Source organism: Streptomyces roseoviridis, assembly GCF_039535235.1.
Lineage (GTDB): Bacteria > Actinomycetota > Actinomycetes > Streptomycetales > Streptomycetaceae > Streptomyces > Streptomyces roseoviridis.
Genome location: NZ_BAAAWU010000001.1, coordinates 4,544,757 through 4,566,635 on the forward strand (window position 1 = coordinate 4,544,757; position 21,879 = coordinate 4,566,635).

At 72.1% G+C, this 21,879-nt stretch carries 18 protein-coding genes, 1 pseudogene and 1 riboswitch; of the genes and pseudogenes, 15 read left to right on the forward strand and 4 right to left on the reverse strand.

Annotated features, from left to right (window positions below; genetic code table 11):
- Nucleotides 1-51: 51 nt before the first annotated feature.
- Together ABD954_RS20645 and ABD954_RS20650 are read right to left on the reverse strand one after the other, a co-directional pair.
- Nucleotides 52-522: a carboxymuconolactone decarboxylase family protein gene (locus ABD954_RS20645; RefSeq protein WP_345487638.1), complete on the reverse strand. Its 471-nt coding sequence runs from the start codon at nucleotides 520-522 to the stop codon at nucleotides 52-54.
- Nucleotides 523-714: 192 nt separating this feature from the next.
- Nucleotides 715-3,201 carry a YfhO family protein gene (locus tag ABD954_RS20650; RefSeq protein WP_345487640.1) on the reverse strand — a complete coding sequence of 829 codons (2,487 nt, stop codon included), beginning with the start codon at nucleotides 3,199-3,201 and terminating at the stop codon, nucleotides 715-717.
- 140 nt (nucleotides 3,202-3,341) lie between these two features.
- Between ABD954_RS20650 and ABD954_RS20655 the strand changes: the two genes are divergently transcribed.
- The 3 genes from ABD954_RS20655 to ABD954_RS20665 all read left to right on the forward strand — a co-directional run bounded on the left by ABD954_RS20655 (nucleotide 3,342) and on the right by ABD954_RS20665 (nucleotide 5,289).
- Nucleotides 3,342-4,298 (forward strand): glycosyltransferase family 2 protein, encoded by a 957-nt coding sequence (locus ABD954_RS20655; RefSeq protein WP_345487642.1) that lies wholly within the window; start codon nucleotides 3,342-3,344, stop codon nucleotides 4,296-4,298.
- The gene (locus ABD954_RS20660) at nucleotides 4,295-4,768 is read left to right on the forward strand and encodes a GtrA family protein (RefSeq protein ID WP_345487644.1); all 474 of its coding nucleotides are present in this window, start codon (nucleotides 4,295-4,297) and stop codon (nucleotides 4,766-4,768) included. Before ABD954_RS20655 ends, ABD954_RS20660 begins: the two co-directional genes overlap by 4 nt.
- Before the next feature lie 122 nt (nucleotides 4,769-4,890).
- Entirely contained in the window at nucleotides 4,891-5,289 is a 399-nt protein-coding gene (locus ABD954_RS20665; protein ID WP_345487646.1) for a hypothetical protein, read from the forward strand.
- A 17-nt stretch (nucleotides 5,290-5,306) separates the two neighbouring features.
- Here the strand turns inward: ABD954_RS20665 and ABD954_RS20670 are convergent.
- Nucleotides 5,307-5,728 (reverse strand): annotated as a pseudogene (locus ABD954_RS20670) (transposase); the annotation flags it as partial.
- 617 nt (nucleotides 5,729-6,345) lie between these two features.
- On the opposite strand from ABD954_RS20670, the gene ABD954_RS20675 reads away from it, so the two are divergent.
- Both ABD954_RS20675 and ABD954_RS20680 read left to right on the forward strand, forming a co-directional pair.
- Entirely contained in the window at nucleotides 6,346-6,987 is a 642-nt protein-coding gene (locus tag ABD954_RS20675) for a SurA N-terminal domain-containing protein (protein ID WP_345487648.1), read from the forward strand.
- A 20-nt stretch (nucleotides 6,988-7,007) separates the two neighbouring features.
- Nucleotides 7,008-7,994, forward strand: a complete 987-nt coding sequence (locus tag ABD954_RS20680; protein WP_345487649.1) for a nucleoside triphosphate pyrophosphohydrolase — start codon at nucleotides 7,008-7,010, stop codon at nucleotides 7,992-7,994.
- Between the two features lie 339 nt (nucleotides 7,995-8,333).
- Here the strand turns inward: ABD954_RS20680 and ABD954_RS20685 are convergent, their stop codons facing one another.
- A complete protein-coding gene (locus ABD954_RS20685) occupies nucleotides 8,334-9,545 on the reverse strand; it encodes a globin domain-containing protein (protein WP_345487651.1) in 1,212 nt (403 codons plus the stop codon).
- A 475-nt stretch (nucleotides 9,546-10,020) separates the two neighbouring features.
- Between ABD954_RS20685 and ABD954_RS20690 the strand changes: the two genes are divergently transcribed.
- The 10 genes from ABD954_RS20690 (at nucleotide 10,021) to ABD954_RS20735 (ending at nucleotide 21,875) form a co-directional block, all read left to right on the forward strand.
- Nucleotides 10,021-11,271 carry a cytochrome P450 family protein gene (locus ABD954_RS20690; protein ID WP_345487653.1) on the forward strand — a complete coding sequence of 417 codons (1,251 nt, stop codon included), beginning with the start codon at nucleotides 10,021-10,023 and terminating at the stop codon, nucleotides 11,269-11,271.
- Between the two features lie 118 nt (nucleotides 11,272-11,389).
- Entirely contained in the window at nucleotides 11,390-12,439 is a 1,050-nt protein-coding gene (locus tag ABD954_RS20695; protein WP_345487655.1) for a transglycosylase family protein, read from the forward strand.
- Between the two features lie 258 nt (nucleotides 12,440-12,697).
- Nucleotides 12,698-12,904, forward strand: a riboswitch (cyclic di-AMP (ydaO/yuaA leader).
- A 3-nt stretch (nucleotides 12,905-12,907) separates the two neighbouring features.
- Entirely contained in the window at nucleotides 12,908-13,600 is a 693-nt protein-coding gene (locus ABD954_RS20700) for a transglycosylase family protein (RefSeq protein ID WP_345487657.1), read from the forward strand.
- Between the two features lie 263 nt (nucleotides 13,601-13,863).
- A complete protein-coding gene (gene eno, locus ABD954_RS20705; protein WP_345487659.1) occupies nucleotides 13,864-15,150 on the forward strand; it encodes a phosphopyruvate hydratase in 1,287 nt (428 codons plus the stop codon).
- 100 nt (nucleotides 15,151-15,250) lie between these two features.
- On the forward strand, nucleotides 15,251-15,721 hold the full coding sequence (locus tag ABD954_RS20710; protein WP_345487661.1) for an FtsB family cell division protein: 471 nt from the start codon (nucleotides 15,251-15,253) through the stop codon (nucleotides 15,719-15,721).
- A gap of 68 nt (nucleotides 15,722-15,789) precedes the next feature.
- Nucleotides 15,790-16,344, forward strand: coding sequence for a DUF501 domain-containing protein (locus tag ABD954_RS20715; RefSeq protein ID WP_345487663.1), 555 nt, complete (start codon nucleotides 15,790-15,792; stop codon nucleotides 16,342-16,344).
- Nucleotides 16,341-17,279 carry a Ppx/GppA phosphatase family protein gene (locus ABD954_RS20720; protein WP_345487665.1) on the forward strand — a complete coding sequence of 313 codons (939 nt, stop codon included), beginning with the start codon at nucleotides 16,341-16,343 and terminating at the stop codon, nucleotides 17,277-17,279. Before ABD954_RS20715 ends, ABD954_RS20720 begins: the two co-directional genes overlap by 4 nt.
- Nucleotides 17,280-17,659: 380 nt before the next feature.
- Nucleotides 17,660-19,039: an NAD(P)/FAD-dependent oxidoreductase gene (locus ABD954_RS20725; RefSeq protein WP_345487667.1), complete on the forward strand. Its 1,380-nt coding sequence runs from the start codon at nucleotides 17,660-17,662 to the stop codon at nucleotides 19,037-19,039.
- A 210-nt stretch (nucleotides 19,040-19,249) separates the two neighbouring features.
- Nucleotides 19,250-20,554, forward strand: coding sequence for a class I SAM-dependent methyltransferase (locus tag ABD954_RS20730; RefSeq protein ID WP_345487669.1), 1,305 nt, complete (start codon nucleotides 19,250-19,252; stop codon nucleotides 20,552-20,554).
- Between the two features lie 103 nt (nucleotides 20,555-20,657).
- The gene (locus ABD954_RS20735; protein WP_345487671.1) at nucleotides 20,658-21,875 is read left to right on the forward strand and encodes a phospholipase D-like domain-containing protein; all 1,218 of its coding nucleotides are present in this window, start codon (nucleotides 20,658-20,660) and stop codon (nucleotides 21,873-21,875) included.
- Nucleotides 21,876-21,879 lie beyond the last annotated feature (4 nt).

Sequence of the window (21,879 nt, forward strand, 5' to 3'; positions counted from 1 at the left end):
CCAGCCCCGCACGCGTACGCCGCGCGTCCCGTCCGGCTGCGGGGCGCCGGTTCAGCCGAACATGCCCACCCGGTAGTCCCCCGCGGGCTGCTGGAGGACGACGTTCACGCGGTTGTACGCGTTGATCAGGGCGATCAGCGCGACGAGGCCGACCAGCTGCTCCTCGTCGTAGTGCTTGGCGGCCTCCTCCCACACCTCCTCCGGGACACCGGTCCCGTCGGCGATGCGGGTGCCCTGCTCGGCCAGCGCGAGGGCGGCGCGCTCGGCGTCGGTGAAGAGCCTGGTCTCGCGCCAGGCCGCGACCATGTGCAGCCGCAGCGAGGTCTCGCCGGCCGCCTCCGCGTCCTTGGTGTGCATGTCGAGGCAGAAGCCGCAGCCGTTGATCTGGCTCGCGCGGATCTTCACGAGCTCCTGGACCGCGTAGGGCAGTCCCGTGTCCGCGACGGCCTTGCCCGCGGCGGCGAAGTGCTTGACGACCTTGTTGCCGGTCGGGCTGCCGAAGAGGTTGAGTCGGGCTTCCATGAGGGGCTCCTTCGTCGTGCTCGGTGTTCGCTACACAGCTACGACGGAGCCCGCCGGGGGAGTGTGACCGTCCAGGGTGTGACGCGCGCCACGCCTCTGGCGGGTCGTGCGCGTGACCCTCGACGACGAGGCGAACGCCGCGTACGTCCGCCTCGTGGACGGCATCGCCCCCGGCGAGGCCGTCCGGCCACCTCAGATGCCGGGCACGGCCGCCACGGCCGCCACGGCCGCCACGGCGGACCCGGCGGACCCGGCGGACCCGGCGGGTCCGGAGGCGGCGGGGGCGTCGCGGGACGTCCGGCCGGAGGCGTGGGGCAGCCGCGGACGGTGCTCCCCGGCAGCGTCCTCACCGGCACCGCCGCCGTCCCCGCCCCGGGAGCGGCGCCGGACCGTCAGGCCCGCCCACACCGCCAGGAGCAGCAGCGCGGACCCGCCGGTCACCAGACCCGCGCGCAGGCCGGGCGGACGGAAGACGCAGCTCACCTCCCGGGCGCCGGGCCGCACCGGGGCCGCCACCAGGCCGCCGTACGAGGACGCCGGGCGGCCGTCGCACGTCCAGCCGGCGATCCGGGGCGCGGCCAGGACGAGTGTGCCGGTGGTGCCCGGGCGCAGGCGGGCCCGGACCCCCGTGGACGTCACCCGGATCGCGCTGGGGCCCGGGGCCGTCGCCCGGAGCGCGGCCACGGCCGTCCGCAGGCGCCCGTGGTCCAGGCAGGCGACCTCGACGCCCCCGGCGGTCCCCGCGGTTCCCGTGGCCGCCCCGGGGAGCTCGGGGCGCAGCCCCGGCACCCGCTGGACGCCCAGGGACACCAGCGCGGCCCGCCACTTGGGGAGCTCGCCGCGGAGCCGGACCGTCACGGGACCCAGGCGGGCGGTGCCGGTGACGTCGGGGGCCCAGAGGAACGTTTCGGTGCCGACGCGGCAGGCGCCGGTCGGGCCCGGCGGCTCGTAGACCCGGGCGCCCAGCAGGAGTTCCTGGTTGCGGAACGGCGACGGGCCGTACACGGGGCCCGCCCCGGCCGGCCGTACCGTCACCAGGGGCAGCGCCGGACCCGTACGCACCACGGCGTCGTCCCGTCGGCGCGCGCCCACCGCGAACAGGGCGTCGGTGACGGGGTTGTCCAGGCTCTGGAGGTTGCGCCCCCGCGAGGTCCAGCCGGCGCCGAGGGCGGCCATGGTGCGGGTGAGGACGTCGGGCGTGAGGCTGCTGTAGTAGGCGCCGCCCTGGCCGCCCAGGGCCATCGGCTCGTTGGCGGTGGTGTGGGGACGGCCGGAGTCGGTGCGGTACGCGGGCCAGCCGTCCGCCCGGGCGAGGGCGTCGGCCAGGCGGCCGTCGGCGGCGCTCCAGGCGGGGTAGTCGTCGAGGCGGCGGAGCCGTTCCCGGTCGCCGTACGCCGTCGTCGCCGCCGCCTGGGCCACCAGGACCCCCGCCAGGAGCAGCACGGCGAGCCGCCCCCGCCGCACGAAGAGGACCGCGATGCCCGCCGCGAACAGCGCCCCGCCCCACACCGTCGCCTGCCCGCTGCCCAGCGCCCCGAGGCCGAGGACACCGACCGTGCCCGCCCCGCCGAGCAGTGCCCGCCGGTCCGGCAGGCCGTCGGCGAGCGCCGCCCACGCGGCCAGGACGAGGACGCCGGACAGGACGAAGGTCTGGCGGTACGGGCTGCCGTTGGGCGTGGCGAAGACGTGCCACACCAGATGCGTCGGCCCCCACTGGAGGGACAGCGCGACGGCCAGGGCCAGGGCCGGCCACCGCCACTGCTCCCGGCGGATCCCGGGGCGGAAGAGCAGGGAGGCGGCCAGCACGGGAACGGCCGTCCACACGAACAGCGCCGGGGTGGAGAAGCCGTACGTGACGGGCATCAGGCGCGCCGCCAGGTCCGGCGCCCCGGCCGCCACGAACTCCCGCACCACGCCGGGGTGGGCGTGCCGCGTCCCGAGGAAGACCGGGACCAGGACGGGCGCCGCGAGCCCGACGCCGAGCAGCACGGTCACCGTGCCCCGGACGAGGACCGGGACGAGCATCCGCCGGTGCGGCACCGACACCAGGAGGACCAGCGCGGCGCCCAGCGTCGCCATGTACGCGGTGTAGAAGTTGGCCAGCCAGCACACGACGACGACCAGCGGCCCGAGCAGCGGCCGCCGTCCCTCCCGCACCCACACACCCACCAGGCACAGCAGCGGGAAGGCGATCAGGCCGTCCATCCACATCGGGTTGTAGACGGCCTCCAGCAGGGCCCAGCCGCACAGCCCGTAGGCGGCGCCGAGCAGCCCCGCGCCCCACCACACGCCCGGCCGCGTCCGCAGCAGCGCCCAGGCCATCGCCGCCGCGGCGGCCGCCGTCTTCAGGACGGTGATCCCGTACAGCGCGTACGCCAGGTCGGCGCGCGGGAAGAGGGCGACGAGCGGGGCGAACGGGCTGGTCAGATACGTGCCGAGGTCCGGCAGGAAGCTGGTGCCCCAGCCGGACTGCCAGTTCAGGAGCAGCCCGCCGTCCGCCCGCCCGTGCAGCAGGTCCCACAGCCGGGCGTGGAACGGCAGGAACTGGTTGCCCAGGTCGTTGACGCTGCGCCGGTGCGGGCCGAACGGGAAGGTGCGAGCGACGGCGTCACCCGCGCACACGGCGACGGCGGTGAGCAGCAGCGCGGCAAGGGCCGGCGCGCGGCCTGCGGCACGCATGTTCGGGATCTTCATCGTGGAACGAATATGACAGCGATAATGCCGAAATCGGCCCCCGCGCCGGGCAGTTCACGCAATGGTCGCCTGACCGTCACCGACGGAATCCGGCGGCGACATCCGCACCGGCTGTGGTGGCGTGCGTGCTGCTCTCGATCGTGGTCCCGTGCTTCAACGAAGAAGAGATCATCGGTCGCTTTCACGACCATGTGACGAAGGAACTCTCCCGTTTCGACGGAGAATTCGAGATCGTCTACGTGGACGACGGAAGCCGTGACCGTACGCTGCCGCTCCTGGAGGGGATCGCCGCCGGCGACCCCCGGGCGCGCTATGTCTCCTTCAGCCGCAACTTCGGCAAGGAGGCCGCCATGCTGGCGGGCCTGCGGCACGCGGCCGGCGACGCCGTCGTCATCATGGACGCCGACCTCCAGCACCCGCCGGAGCTGGTGCACCGCATGGTGGCCCTGCACGCCGAGGGATACGACCAGGTCATCGCCCGCCGCACCCGCACCGGCGACCGGGTCACCCGCACCCTGACCGCCCGCGCCTACTACTGGGCGATCAACCGGCTGGTGGACGTCGAGCTCGTCGACGGCGTCGGCGACTTCCGGCTCCTTTCCCGCCGCACGGTCGACTCGATCCTCGAACTGACCGAATACAACCGCTTCTCCAAGGGGCTCTTCGCCTGGGTCGGATTCCGGACGACGACGTTCGAGTACGAGAATGCGGTGCGTGAACAGGGCCGTTCCAAGTGGACCTTCGGAAAGCTCCTCAACTACGGCCTCGACGGCCTCCTCTCCTTCAACAACAAACCGCTGCGGGCCGCCGTCTACCTCGGAATGATCCTGGTCGCCGTCGCTTTCGCGTACGCCGCCTGGATCGTCGGCGTCGCCCTGGTGAACGGCGTCGAGACGCCCGGCTACGTCACCCTGCTCGTGACGGTCACGGCACTCGCCGGCGTCCAGATGGTGATGCTGGGACTGGTCGGCGAGTACGTCGGCCGCATCTACTACGAGGTGAAGCGCCGCCCGCACTACCTGGTGAAGGCGACCAACGCCCGCGTCACCGCCACCAGCCACGAGGAGCTCGTCCGCCGATGACCCGGACCGCCGTGACCTGGCAGGTGGTGCGCTTCGGCCTGGTCGGCGCCGTCAACACCGGCACCTACTACGGCCTCTACCTGCTCCTCGGCCACTGGCTGCCGTACATCGCCGCGCACGTCGCCGCCTTCGCGCTGTCGATGGTCGGCTCCTTCTTCCTCACCTCGTACGTCACCTACCGCACTCGCCCCACCTGGCGGAAGTTCCTCCTCTTCCCCCTCACCAACGCGGCGAACTTCGTGATCACGACGGCCGGCGTCTACGTCCTGGTGGACCTCCTGGGCGTCGACACCCGCTACGCCCCGCTGCTCGCGGCGGCGGCCGCGATCCCGGTCACCTTCCTGGTCTCCCGGACGATCATGCTGGGACCCGACCGGGACACGCGGCGCGACGGCTCGCGGGGACAGCCGGTGGACCACCCCCACGAGCCGACGGCCGTCGAAGCCTCCGTCAACGAGCGCACGCGCTAGTGCTCTGGCCGGGAAGGTTCGCCGGGTTGTTCGGAGGAGGGTGGATGGCGTGCGATGAAGCCCGACGAGGTAGATCCACCTCGTAAGATCTTGAGCCCAGGCACGAATGTCGGAGGGCGACGATGGAAGAACCGCGGGTACGCCTCGCCAGCGATGACGTGTGGCTGGAACTGGCTCGGGCTGATGGCAACAGCTGGCGGATCACCGCAGATTGGTGCTCGTGGCTGACCGCTGACTTCACCGCGGATCTCAGCGCTGCGGAGGTCGTGGACTTCGCAGCCCGCATGCTTTCTCACCTGCGGGCGCCATCGGGTGGACGCTTTTCGGCGGCGGTGACTCCCGGTCGGAACAATCCGCTGACGTTGAAGGCGGAGCCCGTCGGGGACAAGTTCGCCTTTTTCGTGCGCCTGACTCCCAACGGTGATGACAGCGTGTGTCATTTGCAGATGGAGGTCGATCCGATCGCCACGTCGGAACTTCAAGAAGCATTCCGTGCGCTACACGCGGCGCTGAGCGTCTGAGCTGCCGGAACAGCTGGTCAGACCGCCATCGTGAGCGGGCGTCCGCCCCAGCGGATGCCCTTCTCGCTGCGCGGATGCGGGCGCGTTCCCTGCGCTGGGCAGCCAGGACATCGCGGTGGCGGGCGTTGGCGTTGCGTCAGCGCAAGTAGGCGTGCAGAGCCCGGGTCTGCACGGTGTGGTTGGGGTAGTTCGAGTTGGCGATGGTGAACTGCCGCAGTGGTCCGAAGTGGGCCTCGATCGGGTTCGCCCAGGAGGCGTAGGTCGGGGTGAAGCACAGCACGACCTTGTTCTTCCGCGCCCAGCGGCGGATGTCGGCGCCCTTGTGGGCCGACAGATTGTCCATGATCACGTAGATCGGGGCGCCGTCGGGCCGGGCGGCGCGAATCGATTTCAGTGCGGCCAACGTGTTCCCGGTGCCTTTCCTGCGGTGATCCATTCCGCGTGAGCACGCGGCGATGCTGGAGAAGTACGGGCCCGGCTGTTTCAACGACTTCCTCTGGATCTACGAGAACTCCGAGCCTGGCATCCGGCCGAACATCGAGGCGCGCACGCGAGAGGCGTCCGAGATCCTGGCCGGGGTGACTGCTCCGGTGGGCCGCCATCTGGCCCGGGAATTCGGTGTCTCACTCGCTGACCTAGTGCAGTGGGGGAGTACGGACAACGCGGATTGGCTTTCTGGGTACCCGTCGGCCCCACGGACGACTGGCCTGCCGCGCTGATCGAAGCCGGGCAGCTCGACTTTCTCGTCGTCCCGGAGGGGCCGGTCGCTGCCGTTCTCGGCCTCCTGTCGGGCGGGATCGCCGCCCCCTGCTTTCCGGCCGGTTTCGCAGAGGGAGGGCCGGTGTTCGAGGTGTGGTCGAGCGAGGGGGGGTGAGGCCGTCGGGTCACGGCCTCCGGACGATCATGCTGGGACCCGACACCACCCGAATGCGCGAGTCGTTGACCGATTCAACTGAGACAGTCGCTTCCAAGTAGTGGCCCGGGCCACGGCGACTGCCTAACATCGATCACCGCACGGTCGTCCCACTGACGCACGACCCACGCCGGGAGGCTCCTTTGCACCGCCGCACTGCGCTCTCCGTCTCCGCCGCCGCGACGCTGCTCGCCGCGGCCCCGCTGCTCACCGCCTGCGGCAGTGACGCCCACCCGGGCGCGGCGGCCGTCGTCGGCGGGCAGCGGATCGAGGTGTCCAGCCTCCAGGCCGAGGTGAAGGACGTCCGGGCCGCCCAGAAGGCCTCGCCGCAGGGCGCGCAGCTGCTCCGGGAGACCGGGGACCTCAGCAGGCAGAAGCTGCACGGGATGATCTTCGACCGGGTGGTCGCGAAGGTCGCCGAGGACAACGGGGTCACCGCGAGCCGCGGCGAGATCCAGCGCACCCGCGGCGACTTCGCCCGCCAGAGCGGCGGCGAGGAGCAGATGAAGGCCGTGCTGCTCCAGCAGCAGGGCGTCGCCCCGGACCAGATCGACGACGTCGCCCGCCGGGCCGTCCTCATGAACAAGATCGCGGCGAAGCTGGGCGTCACCGACACCCCCGAGGGCCAGAAGAAGCTCACCGACGCCTTCAGCCGGGCCTCCAAGGAGCTGCGGATCGACGTGAACCCGCGGTACGGCACCTGGGACGACGAGAAGATCCAGCTCGCCGCGTACACGGCGCCGTGGGTCCGGCAGATCAGCAAGGCCCCCGAGGCCGTCGCCTGAGCCCGACGTAAGGTCGAGGGGTGAACACCGAAGCCCCCGTCGAGACCGGCCGCGTCGTCCTGCTCACCGCCAGCCACCGGGTCGCGCCCGGGCTGCTGTCCTGGCCCGCCTGGCAGGCGCTGCACGGCGCCGACCGGGTCCTTTGCCCCGACGGCGACCACCCCCAGCTGCCGTATCTGCGGGAGGCGGGCGTCGCCGTCGAGCTGCTGCGGCCCTCCGCCGAGGAGCTCGTCGAGGCGTGCGCCGGCGGCCGGACGGTCGTCGTGCTGCCCTCGGGCGAGGGCGACCGGGCGCTGACCGACGGGCTCGCGCGGCTGGCCGGCTCCGGCCGGGTCGCCATGCCCGACCTGGAGCTGCTGCCCGGCTCGTACGACCTGCCCGGCGCCCGCCTCCTCGATCTCGTCCAGGTCATGGACCGGATCCGGCGCGAGTGCCCCTGGTCCTCGCGGCAGACCCACGAGGGGCTCGCCAAGTACGGCATCGAGGAGGCGTACGAGCTCGTCGAGGCCATCGAGGACGGCGACCGGGAGGCGCTGCGCGAGGAGCTCGGCGACGTCCTGCTCCAGGTCGTCTTCCACGCGCGGATCGCCGAGGAGGACGCCGAGGAGCCGTTCTCCGTCGACGACGTGGCCGCCACCATCGTGGAGAAGCTGATCCACCGGCACCCGCACGTCTTCGGCGACGCGACGGCCGAGACGCCGGAGGACGTCAAGGCGCACTGGCTGCGCACCAAGGCCGTCGAGAAGCAGCGGGAGTCGGTGACCGACGGGGTCCCCCTCGGCCAGCCCGGCCTCGCGCTCGCGGCCAAGCTGGCGAGCCGCGTACGGACCGCCGGGCTCGACGTGCCGCCGCCCGCCGGGGACGGCATCGGTGACGAGCTCCTCGCCCTCGCCGTACGAGCGGAGGCCGCCGGGGTCGACCCGGAGGCGGCCCTGCGGGCGGCCGGCCGGACCTACCGGGACGCCATCCGCGCGGCGGAGGGCGTCGACCCGGCCGACCGGGACTGACGCCGGGCGGTGACGGCTGGGGGTGACGGCCGGGACTGACACCTGGGGGTGACGGCTGGGACTGACGGCCGGGACTGACGGCTGGGAGTGACGGCCGGGACTGGCGGGTCGGGCCCGACGGTCGGCGCCAACGGCCGGCACTTACCGTGCGCGGCTCGGTGGTTGGGGGTTGGTGCCCGGGCCCCACCCCTTCGGCCCCTGCCCCCGGCCCACGGCGTCTCCGCACCCGGGCCTCTGTGCCGGCCGCTCCCCTCCCGGCGTCTCCGCACCCTGGCCTCTGCGCCGGCCGCGCGCCCCTCCCCGCATCCCCCGCCTCCCGGCATCCGCCCCCTACGGCTCCTACGGCTCCTGCGGCGCGCGGGCCGCCGGGTCGTGCCAGTGGAGTGGGGGCGGTTCGATCAGCCACTCCGCACGGCTGCGGGGGCGCTCGGCGAACCGGCCCACGGCCGGCAGCCGGTCGTGGAAGACGCGGGCCGGGTCGGTGCCGAGGTCCTCCAGTTCCTCGGCGACCTCGGTGAGGAAGGCGGGCGGGCCCGCCAGGTAGACGTCGTGGGCCGGCCAGTTGAGGGAGGACCGCAGCGCCTGGACCAGCCGTTCGGTGGCCTGGTCGCGGGGCCGGCAGGGAGCGGCGGTGATGCAGGTGACGTGCAGCCCGGGTATGAGCGCGCTCAGCCGTTCGGCGTCGGCCCGCCCGTACAGGTACTCCTTGGCGCGGGCGACGAGGAAGAGCCGCCCCTCCAGCTCCGGCTCGTCCGCCGCCGCCTCTTCGAGGAGCGCGCGCACCGGTGCCCAGCCGGTGCCCGCCGCGATGAAGGTGCGGGGTTTGCCGGGCGGGGTGCGGGCGGTCAGCGCGCCGCCCGGGCTGCTCAGGCGCAGGGTCTCGCCCACCCGCAGGCGGGACGTCAGCGCGGTGCTCATCAGCCCGTCGGCGACCCGGCTGACGTGCAGGTCGACGGTGCCGTCGGGGCGCGGCGCGTTGGCGAGGGAGTACGTGCGCCAGACCCGCGGCACGTGGAGCGAGCTCACGCTCGCGTACTGGCCGGGTAGATACGGGTAGGGCTGCCGGGGCCGCACGGTGAGCAGGGTCAGATCGTCGCCGTACCGCTCGTGCCGTACGACGTCGGCGTCCCACCAGGCGGGCTGTCCGGCCGCCGCCGACTCCTGGGCGCCCGCCTTCATGAGGTCGGCGACCCGCCCGTACGCCTCGGTCCACGCCTTCTCCGCCTCGACCGTCCAGGCGGCTCCCGCGGTGTGCGCGAACGCGGCCAGCAGGCTGGTGCCGACGGCGCTGTAGAGCGCCGGCGTGGCCAGGAACCGGCGGTGGTCGCGCCCCAGCTGCCCGAGGTAGCCGGCGAGCCCCGGGTCCTCCAAGCGGGTCACCACATGCGTGAGCGCGGCGAACAGCCGGTCCCGCTGCGGGGCCATGTCCTCGGGGAAGAGCTCGCGGACGCCCGGGTTGTGCCAGAAGAGATGGGAGTAGAAGAAGGTGACGGCGTGCTCCGCCCGTCTCTCGACGACCGCGAACGTGCTTCTGAGCAACTGGGCATCCACGCGGTGAATCTAGGCCACGTCGCGTCACCGCACGTCCGGACGGCGGTAGTTCGTCAGGACGCCGCGGCGCCGGAGAAGTCGGTCAGGGCCGGGGCGAGGACCCTCGGTTCGATGCCGTGCTCCTGGCCGGGGAAGACCCGCAGGGTGCGGAGCTAGCTCGAAGGCGGCGACGAGCTCCCGGGCGCCGGTCAGCATGCGCGGTGCGCCGCCGTCCCGGCCCGCCCGGCCCCGCCACGGCCTCGCCCGGCCGCCGCCACGGCCTCGCCCGGCCCCCGCCTCGGCGCCGCCGTCCCGGCCTCGCCCGCCCCGGCCCGCCTCGGCCCCCGCCCCGGCCCGTCCCCCCGCCTCCCCCGCCTCGCCCGTCCCCCCGCCTCGGCCACCTCCCCCGCCCCGCCCCGGCCTCGCCCCCCCCGGCGCCCCCCCGGGACGGTGAGGGGCCGCCTCGGGGCCGGCGGGTGCCTTGTACGGTCGGTGCATGAGCACGCCCCCCGCCCCCGAGCTCTTCACCTGGGAGTTCGCCACCGACCCGTACCCGGCCTACGCCTGGCTGCGCGAGCACGCGCCTGTGCACAAGGCCACCCTGCCCAGCGGGGTGGAGGCGTGGCTGGTGACCCGGTACGCGGACGCGCGGCAGGCCCTGGCCGACCAGCGGCTGTCGAAGAATCCGGCGCACCACGACGAGCCGGCGCACGCCAAGGGGAAGACGGGGATCCCGGGGGAGCGCAAGGCGGAGCTGATGACCCATCTGCTCAACATCGACCCGCCGGACCACACCCGGCTGCGCCGCCTTGTGTCGAAGGCGTTCACACCGCGCCGGGTCGCGGAGTTCGCGCCGCGGGTGCAGGAGCTGACCGACCGGCTCATCGACGGCTTCGCGGAGCGGGGGAGCGCGGACCTGATCCACGAGTTCGCGTTTCCGCTGCCCATCTACGCCATCTGCGACCTGCTCGGGGTGCCGCGCGAGGACCAGGACGACTTCCGGGACTGGGCCGGGATGATGATCCGGCACGGCGGGGGCCCGCGCGGCGGGGTGGCGCGGTCGGTGAAGAAGATGCGCGGCTACCTCGCGGAGCTCATCCACCGCAAGCGGCTCGACCCGGCCGACGACCTCATCTCCGGGCTCATCAGGGCCTCGGACCACGGCGAGCACCTCACCGAGAACGAGGCCGCCGCGATGGCCTTCATCCTTCTCTTCGCCGGGTTCGAGACGACGGTGAACCTGATCGGCAACGGGGTCTACGCCCTGCTGCGCCACCCGGAGCAGCGCGCGCGCCTCCAGGCGTCGCTCGCGGCCGGGGACCGGGGGCTGCTTGAGACCGGGGTGGAGGAGCTGCTGCGCTACGACGGGCCGGTGGAGCTGGCGACCTGGCGGTTCGCCACCCGGCCGCTGGCCATCGGCGGGCAGGAGATCCCGGCCGGTGACCCGGTGCTCGTGGTGCTCGCGGCCGCGGACCGGGACCCGGAGCGGTTCGACGCTCCGGACACGCTCGACCTCGCCCGGCGCGACAACCAGCACCTCGGGTACGGGCACGGCATCCACTACTGCCTGGGGGCGCCGCTGGCCCGCCTGGAGGGGCAGACGGCGCTCGCGACCCTGCTGACCCGCCTGCCGGACCTGCGACTTGGCGTCGAACCGGAGGAACTGCGGTGGCGCGGCGGGCTCATCATGCGGGGACTTCGCACCCTTCCGGTGGCCTTCGCCCCGGAGGGCACCGTCGCCCGGTGACTGACGCCACATCAGAAATGTGATCTTCGCGTGATCGGGGCTGCATCGGCTTGTGACTTCCGCTCACATGCCGCTACGTTCACCCGCAACCTCAGCAGTCACGCGAAAGGCTCTCCGTATGCGCTCCGGAAACGGACGTCACCGCAGACCCCGCCAGGCCCCCGCTCTCGTCGTCGCCGCGGGCGTCACCGGATCGGCCATGGCGCTGCCGTTGCTCGCCGCCGGTTCCGCCTCGGCCGCCGACGCGGCGACCTGGGACAGGGTCGCCGAATGCGAGTCGGGCGGGGCCTGGAGTGCCAACTTCGGCAACGGGCTGTACGGCGGGCTCCAGTTCACCCAGGAGAGCTGGGAGCGGCACGGCGGCCTCGCCTACGCCCCGAGCGCCGACCTCGCCAGCCGCGCGCAGCAGATAGCGATCGCCGAGAAGGCGCTCGCCGCCGGCGACACCCAGTGGGACACCTGCGCCCCGATCGCCGGCCTGACGAACGACGGCAAGGCTCCGGCCGTCGACCCGGGTCCCGGCGTCACCCCCAAGAAGTCCACGGGGCCCGTCCCCGAGTCCAACCGCACCGACGGCCTGCCGGCCGGCACCACCGGTACCGGGACCCCCGCCGCCGAGCCTTCGGCGACGGCCACGACCCCCGCCGCGCCGACCGCTCCGGCCACTCCGTCGACGGGTCCCTCGGCGGGCTCCCCGACGGGCCCCTCGACGGGGACCCCGACCGCGCCCGCGACCCCCGGCAGCCCCGTCGCCCCCGGCACCCCGGGCAGCGTCGTCACGCCCCGTACGCCCGTAACGCCGGATGCATCCGTTACGCCGGGTACGCCCGGTGCGCCGGGCTCGACCGCTCCCGGCACCGGCAAGCACCGGGGTGACGCCGCGACAGAAGAACCGGGCATGACGGACACCAGCTCCGAATCCGGGCGCCACGCGGCGCCGGCCGACGCGGCGAAGGGCGGAGTGACCGGCGACGATTCGGGCAAGACGGACGAATACACCGTCAAGCCGGGTGACAGTCTGTCGGACATTGCGCGGGAGAACGGTCTTCTCGGCGGCTGGGGCGCCCTCTACGACGCCAACAAGGAGACGGTCGGCGCCGACCCGGATCTCATCCTCCCTGGTCAGAGCCTGGAACTCCTGCCCGAATCGGCCCCGCTCGGAGGGTAGTTCGAGGGCTAATGTCCGTTCTGTGCGAGTGAGACATGGGTCTCTCTTGTCGAACGGGCGTGTCACGTCCGCAAACTTTGCTCGCGTCGCCCCTCACCTGCGCAAACACCACCTGACGGAGTGCAAGTAGGGGCGATTTTCCCGGCTTGAGGGTCTTTGAACTTCCCCCGGGTCTGTGTCTACGGTCGTGACCGCTCGCCACCGCGGGCCCCGCCGACCGGGAACGCCGAATCCTGCCGCCGGTCGATGGGAACAGTCGTCGCGCAAGCGCCGAAGGCAGGAGCGGGGGACCCAGGTAAGTCGCCGGCCCCGGCCGCCCGAGACGGGCGGCCGACGACCGGCTTGGGGTGAAGCCGCGTGCACGTCACGCGGCCGGGCAATTCCTCCCGGGTTCCGGACGGAACCGGGGAGGCCCCATCGGCCCGAACCCGACAGCTCACCTCGCAGGCGTCGGTGAGGGAGATTTCCATGCTGCTTTCCGGCAAGGGCAAACACCGTCGTTCCTCCAAGGCCACCCGGGCCGTCGCGCTCGCCGGTGCCGCCGGCGTCGCCATCGCCGCCCCGCTGATGGGCGCGTCCTCGGCCTCGGCCGCCACCGCCTCCGAGTGGGACGCCGTCGCCCAGTGCGAGTCCGGCGGCAACTGGTCCATCAACACCGGCAACGGCTACTACGGCGGCCTGCAGTTCTCGGCCTCCACCTGGGCCGCGTACGGCGGCACCGCCTACGCCCCCACCGCCGACCAGGCCTCCAAGTCCCAGCAGATCGCCGTCGCCGAGAAGGTCCTCGCGGGCCAGGGCAAGGGCGCGTGGCCGAGCTGCGGCGTGGGTCTGTCCGGCGCCTCGTACGACGGCGGCTCCGCCGAGCAGGCGCAGCCGCAGCCGGAGCGGAAGGCCGAGCAGCCGACCACCCGCAGCGAGCAGCGCACCGCGCCGAAGAGCACGGCCAAGAAGAGCGAGTCGAAGCAGACCGTCACCACCCCGACCGGCAAGAAGGTCAAGAAGGGCGACGGCGAGTACAAGGTCGTGACCGGCGACACCCTCAGCAAGATCGCCCAGGCGCACGGCGTCAAGGGCGGCTGGGAGAAGCTGTTCGAGCTGAACAAGGACGTCGTCCAGGACGCCGACCTCATCTACCCGGGCCAGCAGCTCCACCTGAAGTAGTCCGGCGACTGCCCCACCCCGCGGTGACCACCCCGGCCCGGAGCGCCCTTCCCCCGTGCGCTCCGGGCCGGGGTCTGCCCCGCCCCGCCCTACCGATGAGTAGGTGAGGGGGTTTCGACCCGAGATGCATGCCCTCGGGTCCTTTTTCGTCCCAGGGGGCGGGCGCCCGGCTGGCCGGAGGCCCCCGGGCGGTTAGGCTCTTGTCGCAAGGCGAACGAGACCTTGCCGCATGCGTCACAACCAGCGTCACATCCCAGAAGGAGATGCTCGTGCCGTCCATCGACGTCGTCGTAGCCCGGGAAATCCTGGACTCCCGAGGCAACCCCACGGTCGAGGTCGAGGTCGGCCTCGACGACGGCAGCACCGGCCGTGCTGCCGTTCCGTCCGGTGCCTCCACCGGTGCGTTCGAGGCCCTCGAGCTCCGCGACGGTGACCCCAACCGTTACCAGGGCAAGGGCGTGGAGAAGGCCGTTCTCGCCGTCATCGAGCAGATCGGCCCCGAGCTGGTCGGTTACGACGCCACCGAGCAGCGCCTGATCGACCAGGCGATGTTCGACCTGGACGCCACCCCGGACAAGTCCTCCCTCGGCGCCAACGCCATCCTCGGCGTCTCCCTCGCCGTCGCGCACGCCGCCTCCGAGGCCTCCGACCTGCCGCTCTTCCGCTACCTCGGCGGCCCGAACGCGCACCTGCTGCCCGTTCCGATGATGAACATCCTGAACGGCGGCTCGCACGCCGACTCCAACGTGGACATCCAGGAGTTCATGATCGCGCCGATCGGCGCGGAGTCCTTCTCCGAGGCCCTGCGCTGGGGCACCGAGGTCTACCACACCCTCAAGAAGGTCCTGAAGGACAAGGGCCTGTCCACCGGCCTCGGCGACGAGGGCGGCTTCGCCCCGAACCTCGGCTCCAACCGCGAGGCCCTCGACCTCATCCTCGAGGCCATCAAGCAGGCCGGCTACGTCCCCGGCAAGGACATCGCGCTCGCGCTCGACGTCGCCGCCTCCGAGTTCTACAAGGACGGCTCGTACAAGTTCGAGGGCAAGTCCCGCTCGGCCGCCGAGATGACCGAGTACTACGAGGAGCTCGTCTCCGCGTACCCGCTGGTCTCCATCGAGGACCCGCTGTTCGAGGACGACTGGGCCGGCTGGAAGGCCATCACCGAGAAGCTCGGCACCAAGGTGCAGCTCGTCGGCGACGACCTGTTCGTCACCAACCCCGAGCGCCTCGCCCGCGGCATCGAGGAGGGCTCCGCGAACGCCCTCCTGGTCAAGGTCAACCAGATCGGCTCGCTGACCGAGACCCTCGACGCCGTCGAGCTCGCCCAGCGCAACGGCTTCAAGTGCATGATGTCCCACCGCTCCGGCGAGACCGAGGACGTCACCATCGCCGACCTGGCCGTCGCCACCAACTGCGGCCAGATCAAGACCGGCGCCCCGGCCCGTTCCGAGCGCGTCGCCAAGTACAACCAGCTCCTGCGCATCGAGGAGATCCTCGACGACGCCGCCGTCTACGCCGGCCGCAGCGCGTTCCCGCGCTTCAAGGGCTGATCCGGCGAAAGCCCGGTTACCTACGTCCCCGCACTCGGTCCCGTACCGTGTGCGGGGACGTACGTTTGAACAAGGCGCGTGACACGGGGAGGCGCAGGACATGGCCGTGAAGGACCGGGACCGGTTCTCGACCGCGACCCGGATCAGGCTGCTCGGCGAGCAGACCGCCGCCCGTGTCTACCGCTCCCAGACCCGCCGCCAGGCCCGCCGCTCCCGGCTCACCGGCCGGGCGGCCTTCCTGGCCCTGGTGGTCTGCTCGCTCGTGGTGGCGCTCGCCTACCCGATGCGGCAGTACGTCTCGCAGCAGGGCGAGATCGCCGACCAGGAGCGCAAGGCCGCCGAGGCGGCGAAGCGGGTCGAGGAGCTGCGGGACGAGAAGGCCCGCCTCCAGGACCCGGCCTACGTACGGCGCCTGGCCCGCGAGCACCTGCACTACGTGATGCCGGGCGAGACCGGCTTCACCGTGAACGACCCCGACGCGGAGCACCGGCCCCGCACCGAGCAGGGCGCGACGGACCGTCCGTGGTACGACAACCTGTGGGACGGCGTGGACCGCGCCGACCGCCCCTGACGGCAGCCGTCACGACACCCGTCGCGGCACCGCACCGACGCCCGCACCGACCGACGAGCAAGGCAGACATGGAAACGCCCCCTCCGCAGACCGAACGCACCGAGCCCACCGACGCGGACGTCGCCGCGTTCCAGGAGCAGCTCGGCCGGCCGCCGCGCGGCCTGCGCGCCATCGCGCACCGCTGCCCGTGCGGCAACCCGGACGTCGTCGAGACCGCGCCCCGGCTCCCCGACGGCACGCCGTTCCCGACCACGTACTACCTGACCTGCCCGCGCGCCGCCTCCGCCATCGGCACCCTGGAGGCCAACGGGGTCATGAAGGAGATGCAGGCCCGGCTCGGCACCGACCCGGAGCTCGCCGCCGCCTACCGCGCCGCGCACGAGGACTACCTCGCGCGCCGGGACGCCATCGAGGTCCTGGAGGGCTTCCCCAGCGCCGGCGGCATGCCGGACCGGGTCAAGTGCCTGCACGTGCTGGTCGGTCACTCGCTCGCGGCCGGCCCGGGCGTGAACCCGCTGGGCGACGAGGCGATCGCCATGCTGCCCGAGTGGTGGGCGAAGGGCCCCTGCGTCACCCCGTGCGCCGACGCCGACGCCGATGCCGAAGGGAAGTCCTCGACGTGACCCGGGTCGCCGGAATCGACTGCGGTACGAACTCCATCCGCCTGCTCGTCGCCGACGTGGACCCAAAGACCGGTGAGCTGGTCGAGCTGGACCGACGGATGACGATCGTCCGGCTCGGCCAGGGCGTCGACGAGACCGGCCGGCTGGCGCCCGAGGCCCTGGAGCGGACCTTCGCCGCCTGCCGCGAGTACGCCGAGGTCATCAAGGAGCTCGGCGTCGGGGGCCCCTCCGACGAGGGCAAGGGGAGGATCCGCTTCGTCGCCACCTCCGCCTCCCGCGACGCCGAGAACCGGGCCGACTTCGTGAACGGGGTCGTGGAGATCCTGGGCGTCGAGCCCGAGGTCATCACCGGCGACCAGGAGGCCGAGCTCTCCTTCACCGGCGCCACCAAGGAACTGCGCGGCGACGACCGGTACCTCGTCGTCGACATCGGCGGCGGCTCGACCGAGTTCGTGGTCGGAAACCGGCACGTGGAAGCCGCGCGTTCGGTCGACATCGGCTGCGTGCGGCTGACCGAGCGGCACGTCCGCAGCGACCCGCCGACCGCCGCGGAGGTCGAGGCGATCGTGGCCGACGTCCGGGCGGCCCTCGACCTGGCGGCGGAGACCGTGCCGATCGGCGAGGCCGACACCCTGGTCGGGCTCGCCGGTTCCGTCACGACGGTCGCGGCGATCGCGCTCGGTCTGGACGCCTACGACTCCGAGCGGATCCACCGCTCCCGGATCTCCTTCGACCAGGTCGCCGAGGTCGTCGGGCGGCTGCTCGTCTCCACGCACGACGAGCGCGCCGCGATCCCCGTGATGCACCCGGGACGGGTCGACGTGATCATCGCCGGGGCGCTCGTCCTGCTGGAGATCATGGAGCGGACCGGGGCCGCCGAGGTGGTCGTCAGCGAGCACGACATCCTCGATGGGATCGCCCTATCCGTGGCATAGCGGGCGGCTATCGAGGGCTCCCGGGCGCTCCGGCGACACCCCGTCGGAAAACGTTCGTGAAGTTCTTCACAAGGAAATGGGCCCTGAGGGTCCCCCAGGAAGGTCATTTGGCTCTCCGGCGGGCTCCTCAGGGCCCTTTCGCAGGTCTGGAGGCCACTTCGCTCGATGTTTCCATCGTGTGAACGCTTCCCCTGGTTCAGCGTTAAGGAAGGCTCTCCGGGCCAGTTCACAAGGGGTGAACAACGTTCGTCCGCGGACCCCGGTTCCTTTGCTGGACCATGACATGGGTCACGTGGGCGGCGGAGTGTAGCAGAGGTGCCCCCGAACCTTGTGAAGGGGCGCACGAGCACCCCCCCTGGGAGGGGTGGATACTCGATGGCATGAGCACCACGGAGCGTCCCAGGATCCTCGTAGTAGGCGGCGGGTACGTAGGCCTGTACGCAGCTCGGCGCATCCTCAAGAAGATGCGCTACGCGGAGGCGACCGTCACGGTCGTCGACCCGCGGTCGTACATGACCTACCAGCCCTTCCTCCCCGAAGCCGCCGCCGGCAGCATCTCGCCGCGCCACGTCGTCGTCCCGCTGCGACGCGTCGTGCGCGGAGCGGAGGTGCTCACCGGCCGGGTCACCACCATCGACCAGGACCGCAAGGTCGCCACGATCGCGCCGCTGGTCGGCGAGGCGTACGAGCTGCCGTTCGACTACCTGGTCATCGCGATGGGTGCCGTCTCCCGCACCTTCCCGATCCCCGGCCTCGCCGAGCAGGGCATCGGCATGAAGGGCATCGAGGAGGCCATCGGCCTGCGCAACCACGTCCTCGAGCAGCTCGACAAGGCCGACTCGACGACCGACGAGGAGGTCCGCCGCAAGGCGCTGACCTTCGTCTTCGTGGGCGGCGGCTTCGCCGGCGCGGAGACCATCGGCGAGGTCGAGGACATGGTCCGCGACGCGGCGAAGTACTACCAGAACGTCAAGCGCGAGGACATGCGCTTCATCCTGGTCGACGCCGCCGACAAGATCCTTCCCGAGGTGGGCCCGAAGCTCGGCCTGTACGGCAAGGAGCACCTCGAGAGCCGCGGCATCGAGATCTACCTCCAGACCTCGATGGACTCCTGCGTCGACGGCCACGTCGTGCTGAAGAACGGCCTCGAGGTCGACTCCAACACGATCGTGTGGACCGCCGGTGTGAAGCCGAACCCGGCGCTCGCCCGCTTCGGTCTGCCGCTCGGCCCCCGCGGCCACGTGGACTGCAACGAGAAGCTCCAGGTCAACGGCCTCGACTACGTGTGGGCCGCGGGCGACAACGCCCAGGTCCCGGACATGGCCGCGCGCCGTGCCGGTGTCGAGAACGCCTGGTGCCCGCCGAACGCCCAGCACGCCCTGCGCCAGGCCAAGGTCCTCGGCGACAACGTCGTGGCCGGCATGCGCGGCTTCCCGCAGAAGGAGTACGCGCACTCCAACAAGGGCGCGGTCGCGGGTCTCGGCCTCCACAAGGGCGTCGCGATGATCGTCATGGGCAAGATGAAGATCAAGCTCAAGGGCCGTCTCGCCTGGTACATGCACCGTGGCTACCACGGCATGGCCATGCCGACCTGGAACCGCAAGATCCGCGTCTTCGCCGACTGGACCCTGGCGATGTTCCTCAAGCGCGAGGTCGTCTCCCTCGGCGCCATCGAGTCGCCGCGCGAGGAGTTCTACGAGGCCGCCAAGCCCGCCCCGCAGCCGGCCGCCCCGGCGCAGGAGAAGGCCAAGGCCTCCTGACACCTCGCAGTACCCCGGCAGTACCAGCAGCACCCGCAGTACCAGCAGTACACGCAAGGCCGTAAAAGGGCCGTCCGCCATCCGTGGTGCGGACGGCCCTTCGCGTGTTTTTCACGCCGTTTACGCGCGGGACGGGATGGGTTCGCCTACGGACGGTGTTCTCCTGGTGACGAGCATTTCTGGGGCACGAGATCACGGAGGTGTTGCACCATGGCCGACGCCGCGTCGCGGCTGACCGCCCTGGCCGAGGAGGTCCTGGGAGTGAGGCTCCCGGTGCGCCTGCGGGCCTGGGACGGCAGCGAAGCCGGCCCCGCCGACGGCCCCGTACTGATCGTCCGCGACCGCCGTGCCCTGCGCCGGCTGCTGTGGAAGCCGGGCGAGCTGGGCCTGGCCCGCGCCTGGGTGGCGGGGGAGATCGACGTCGAGGGCGATCTGTACGAGGTCCTGGACCGGCTCGCCGGGTTCCTCTGGGAGCGCGACGAGGAGCCGCGCGGGAAGCTGGAGACCGTGCGCGACCCCAAGGTGCGCGCGGCCGCCAAGGCCCTGCTGAAGCTGGCCGGCCCCTTCCCGCCGCCGAAGCCGCCCGCGGAGGAGATCCGCGGCCGCAGCGGCGTCCGGCACAGCAAGCGGCGCGACAAGCAGGCGATCAGTCACCACTACGACGTGGGCAACGACTTCTACGAGCTGGTCCTCGGCCCCTCGATGGTCTACTCGTGCGCCTACTGGACGGACGGCGGGACCCTGGAGGACGCCCAGCGGGACAAGCTGGACCTCATCGCCCGCAAGCTGAACCTCCAGGAGGGCGACCGGCTGCTCGACGTCGGCTGCGGCTGGGGCTCCATGGCCATCCACGCCGCCCGTGAGTACGGGGCCCAGGTCGTCGGCATCACCCTCTCGCGCGAGCAGGCCGCCTACGCCCGCAAGCGGATCGCCGAGGAGGGCCTCACCGACCGCATCGAGATCCGGGTGCAGGACTACCGGGACGTGGCGGACGGGCCGTACGACGCCATCTCCTCGATCGGCATGGCCGAGCACGTGGGCACGGTGCGCTACCGGGAGTACGCCGACACGCTGTACGGGCTCCTGAAGCCCGGCGGGCGGCTGCTCAACCACCAGATCTCGCGCCGCCCGGAGCCGGACGAGTCGGCCTACGAGGTGGATCCGTTCATCGACGCGTACGTCTTCCCCGACGGTGAACTCGCCCCCATGGGCCGCACCCTGACGACCCTTGAGGACGCGGGCTTCGAGGTGCGGGACGTGGAGGCGATCCGGGAGCACTACGCGCTGACGCTGCGCCGCTGGGTGGCGAACCTGGAGCGGGAGTGGGAGCGGGCGGTCCGGCTGGTCTCGCCCGGCCGGGCGCGGATCTGGCGGCTCTACATGGCGGCGTCCGCGGTGTCCTTCGAGCGGAACCGGATCGGCGTGAACCAGTTCCTCGCGGTGAAGACGCCGGTGTCGGGCGGATCGGGGCTGCCGCTGCGGCCGAGGGTGTGGAGCGAGTCCGAGGCGCGTTGATACGTTGCGCGGGGCGGGGCGCCGGTGAGAGCCGGCGCCCCGCCCCGCTTTGACACCTATTTGTCATGTATCTGCCCTGTTGTGCCGATCGAGGGGGAAACCCTTGCGCCGCCCCACCCGTCTCCTGCTCGCCCTGACCGCGGCCGCCGGTCTGCTGACCGCCGCTCAGATCCCGGCGGGCGCCGCCGGCACGGACGCCGAAGCCGTGACCACCACCGCCACCTTCAACGACCCCGCGGGCGACACCGCCGCCCAGGACCGGGTCCGTGACCACATCATCGACCTCATCGGCCGGGCCCCCGCCGGGTCCGCCATCACCGCCGGGCTCTACACCTTCACCGACGACCCCGTCACCGACGCGCTCGGCGCCGCCAAGGCCCGCGGCGTGCAGGTGAGGGTGATCGTCGACCACACCTCCGCCACCATGACCGGAGGCGAGTACGAGCGCCTGGCCGCCCGCCTCGGCACCGACCGCACCCAGCCCTCCTGGGTCTTCGCCTGCCCGGCCGGCCGCGGCTGCATCGGCTCCCGGAAGCTGCCGGGCGACACCGACGGCGCCATCAACCACAACAAGTTCTGGCTGTTCTCGAACACCGGCGGCGCGAGCGACGTCGTCGTGCAGACCTCGGCCAACATGACCGGCCTCCAGCGCACCGACCTGTTCAACAACGCCGTCACCATCGTCGACAGCGGCCTGTACGGCATCTACCGGTCGTACTTCAGCGACCTGCTGCACCACGGCACGTCCACCAGCGGGCTCAGCCACTACTACAAGACCCCGGCCAGCGGCACCGGCCCGTACAAGACGTACTTCTTCCCGCGCCAGGAGGCCGCCGGCAGCTCCTACGACGCCGACGCCTCCACCGACACCGTCAAGCTGATCCTCGACAACGTCTCCTGCGCCGGCGGCACCCAGATCCGCATGGCGGCCAACCTCTTCACCCGCGACGAGGTCGCCACCAAGCTGGTCTCCCTCAAGAACGCCGGCTGCTCGGTGATCCTCGCCCACGACGGCTACCCCGGCTCCATGGGCAGCGCCGTCGAGTCGGTGATCTCCGGCAAGCTGACCCAGCGCGTCCAGTGCTACGAGGACCGCGGCACCGGTGTCGCCAAGGCCGGACTGCACTCCAAGTACCTGCTGGTGGAGGGCACCTACGACGGCGTGGCCGGGAAGAAGCTGGTGTGGACCGGCAGCCACAACTACACCTACCCCGCGCTGCGGGCCAACGACGAGACCCTGCTGAAGATCGACCACCCCACGCTCTTCGCCCAGTACAAGGCGAACCACGAGCACCTGATGACGTACTGCGCCGGCAGCTGACCCG